This window comes from Nitrososphaera sp. AFS, from assembly GCF_009898475.1.
GTDB lineage: Archaea > Thermoproteota > Nitrososphaeria > Nitrososphaerales > Nitrososphaeraceae > Nitrosopolaris.
In genome coordinates this window covers 1-3,121 of sequence record NZ_QURE01000152.1, presented here as the reverse complement: position 1 = coordinate 3,121, position 3,121 = coordinate 1, and the positions used below count along the sequence as shown (strand labels likewise).

The following is a 3,121-nucleotide window of genomic DNA, read 5'->3' as shown; positions in this document are numbered from 1 at the left end:
CTTTTGGTTCTTTTGGTATGGTAAAGTAAAAAGCTGCTCCTCTTCCTAATTCGCTCTCAACCCATATTTTACCTCCTAAACCACTTATAATTCCTTTTGATATCGCCAACCCCAGTCCAGAGCCCCCGTGCTTTCTGGTGAGAGATGTATCAATTTGATAAAACTTATTAAAAAGATTCTTTTGTTTTTCAGCTGGTATTCCTATACCGTTATCCTTTACATAGAATAGAACTTCATCATCTTTACTTTGTGCTCCATACTCGATTTCACCTTTCTCATAAGGAACAAAGTCTACAGCATTAAGAATAAGATTATTCAGAACTTGTTCTATCCTATTCCTATCAGATTTTATGATCAAGTGTTCCTTTGTAGAGTTAATCTGTTTAATCCCCTTCTGGGTCATTACGTTCTGAAGGTTACTATGCATATAGTTTAATAGATCATTGATATCTATGGTTTGATGATCAAATCTCATTCTGTTGATATCAAGCTTTTGTACGTCCAATATATCTCCAATTAATTGGAGCAATCTTTTTGCGTTACTTTGAATTGAATCTACAGCCTTGAGTTGTTTGCTATTTAATTGACCTATTAATTTTTGATTTCTCAGGGTCTGACACCAGCCTATAATTGGAGTAAGGGGTGTCTTTAATTCATGAGTAACCATAGAAGCAAATTCCTCTTTCTGTCTTTCAATTATATTTACCTTTTCTATCAGTCCGTTAAATGCCTTTACCATTTGACGGAGATCATCATCATTTCCTACAGCAGCCATTGGTTGTAGATTGTTCGCATCCTGATTTTTGCACCTTGTTGCAAAATCCCTAATAGGGCGTGAAATCCTATCGGACATTATAAATGCAGATACCACCCCACTTACAATCGCAATTCCTGCAATTACAGTCATTGTGATCGCTAGATCTCTTAGACTAGTGTTACCTGATAACATCATAGAATACGGTTTGTCATAAGCTAAAATCCAACCAAATAATGCTAACTTTTTGAATACAAGGTAATGCAATTCTCCATTGCTATTATATGTGATATAATTAATGCTTCCTTTAGCATTAGATTGAACATTTGTGAGAGCTTTGCTGAAGTCTGAAGAAGTGGATATTGTACTTGTCGAAGGAAAATAATTCTTTGGTGACTGCCGAAATGGTTCCGAATTTATATTTTGATTAAATTTGTAATTTGAGTCTGCAACCAGATATCCTGAAGGATCGACTACATAAATTCTGCCACTGCTGGTTTGAGCTAAATCTTGGAAAATTTTCATTGGCATTTCAAAGTGAAAAAATGCAGCTTTATAACCATCGCTACGGACTATTGGAGTAGTATATGCAAAAACCCATCTTTTGGTATCCGGCGAAACATATGGACGTTGATAATACACATGGCCGACATTATTCTGAAATGATGGTCTGAAGAATGGTGTTATCCATTCAAAGGAGGATAACTTTTTGTCAGGGGCAATATGCTGCAAGACCACCCTAGTAATTTCTTGTCCACGTGGATCTATCAAACAAGTCTCATCTACGCTGAAGCGTTTTTGAAAATTATAAATCCACTGATCAAGTTCAGTCTTGACGAGTTTTTGCTGTGGTGTAAATTGGAGTACTCCACTCTTGTTGTATACATCTCCTGCCATAGAGGCTGGTAAGTCGAAATATCTTACGAAGGCTGAATTTTGGACAGCAAACAGCAAATCCTGTGCAGCGTTATAATGAAGATCATCTATCAAATTTGCTTTGGTTTGTACTTGATCAGTCATCTCTTTGATTTGAGAGTCAATTACAGCCGATTCTAGAGACTTGAAAGCGAAAACTGAAGTAATCGCAACTGTACCGACAATAATTATTGAAATTAATATTACAAGTTTTGATTTAATTCTCACTAAAACTAACTAATTTGAGATCCTATAAAACATTTCTCTAATAGCTTCTTCATGCTATCGATCGTTGTACTTCCCTGCAAAGAGCAGAACCATCTGCTATCTTATGACAGGATGATCTCCAAACAAGAGATAGCAAATATAGGTCATTGAGGAGAGTATCTTTCTAATCCTTTTTCTGACTACAGGCTCATTTGATGAGGAAACTGACGACTTTGACGAACATTTAAGAAGTATTTTTCTAGTTGGTAATGTGCTAATGGGGCGTCTGATGGTTATAACTCGCTAGTGATAAGAGTGACTGAAGGGAAGAACAAAGCGATAAAATTGCAGGGATAATGGGCTTAGTGCTGGATCCATTATGGGGATTGTCAATTTTGGATTATAGCTCTGTATAATAACAAATAGTGACAGATTATTGGATGGGTGTTTTCTCATTTGAAATTTATACCAAAGGATCAGATGGGCACTTTTTACAACTTAGGCAGGCGGTATGATTTCGTTTCCGTCTAGGCCGAATACGGCAATAATCCCTTTTTGTCTCGGTGAGCCCTTGATGAGTGTGTGCAATAAGGTCACTTTTGTGTGAATTACGGTCTTACTATCGTCTCTTTCTTTCCCGTTTTATTATCTTGGTATGAGCGATATTTTACTATCAATTCTCTATGTCAAAATCTCTGTTACTATTCATTTAACGTCTGAGTCAAATCCGATAAAAAGGAAAAAATGGTTTTATGATAGATTCATGCTAATTCCATATAGGAACCTAATATTTGCAGGAACGATAATCACTCTTTTAGCCAGCGGGATTTTGTTTCAGTTGCCAGCATATGCAGCTCCCAAAATAGTAAGCGATCCGTTTGGTTTACCTACTTCTACTTCTACTTCTGCTTTAGCCCCAGATACCAACTCGCAATCAAAAAGCATATCTAGCTCAAGCATCTCTATTACGAGCCTTTCCCAACCTTTGACAACTATTCAAATCATCAAAAAAAGTATAATGTTCCAATCAAGTCAGATCTCAATATTCCTAAAAATTTGATAGTACCAAAAACTTGTCAAAAACCAGGTAACCAAAACTGTACTATCATAGGCACCCAACAAGATGATATTATTATTGCAACTGCTGTTACTAATGCCGTGATTTACGGTCTAGGTGGAAATGATGTCATACAATGTGGTCCTGGAATATGCAAAATATATGGTGGACCTGGTAACAATGTCATG

Annotated in this window: 3 protein-coding genes; 1 reads left to right on the top strand and 2 read right to left on the bottom strand. The window is 36.4% G+C overall.

Annotation, left to right across the window (positions count from 1 at the left end; translation table 11 throughout):
- Nucleotides 1-1,897 (bottom strand): sensor histidine kinase (locus tag DYY65_RS12010; protein ID WP_201449496.1); only part of this gene is annotated, 1,897 nt, incomplete at its 3' end.
- 813 nt (nucleotides 1,898-2,710) lie between these two features.
- A complete protein-coding gene (locus DYY65_RS12825; RefSeq protein ID WP_255457526.1) occupies nucleotides 2,711-2,836 on the bottom strand; it encodes a hypothetical protein in 126 nt (41 codons plus the stop codon).
- Nucleotides 2,837-2,932: 96 nt separating this feature from the next.
- On the opposite strand from DYY65_RS12825, the gene DYY65_RS12315 reads away from it, so the two are divergent.
- The coding region (locus tag DYY65_RS12315; RefSeq protein WP_201449495.1) for a hypothetical protein at nucleotides 2,933-3,121 on the top strand (189 nt) is incomplete at its 3' end.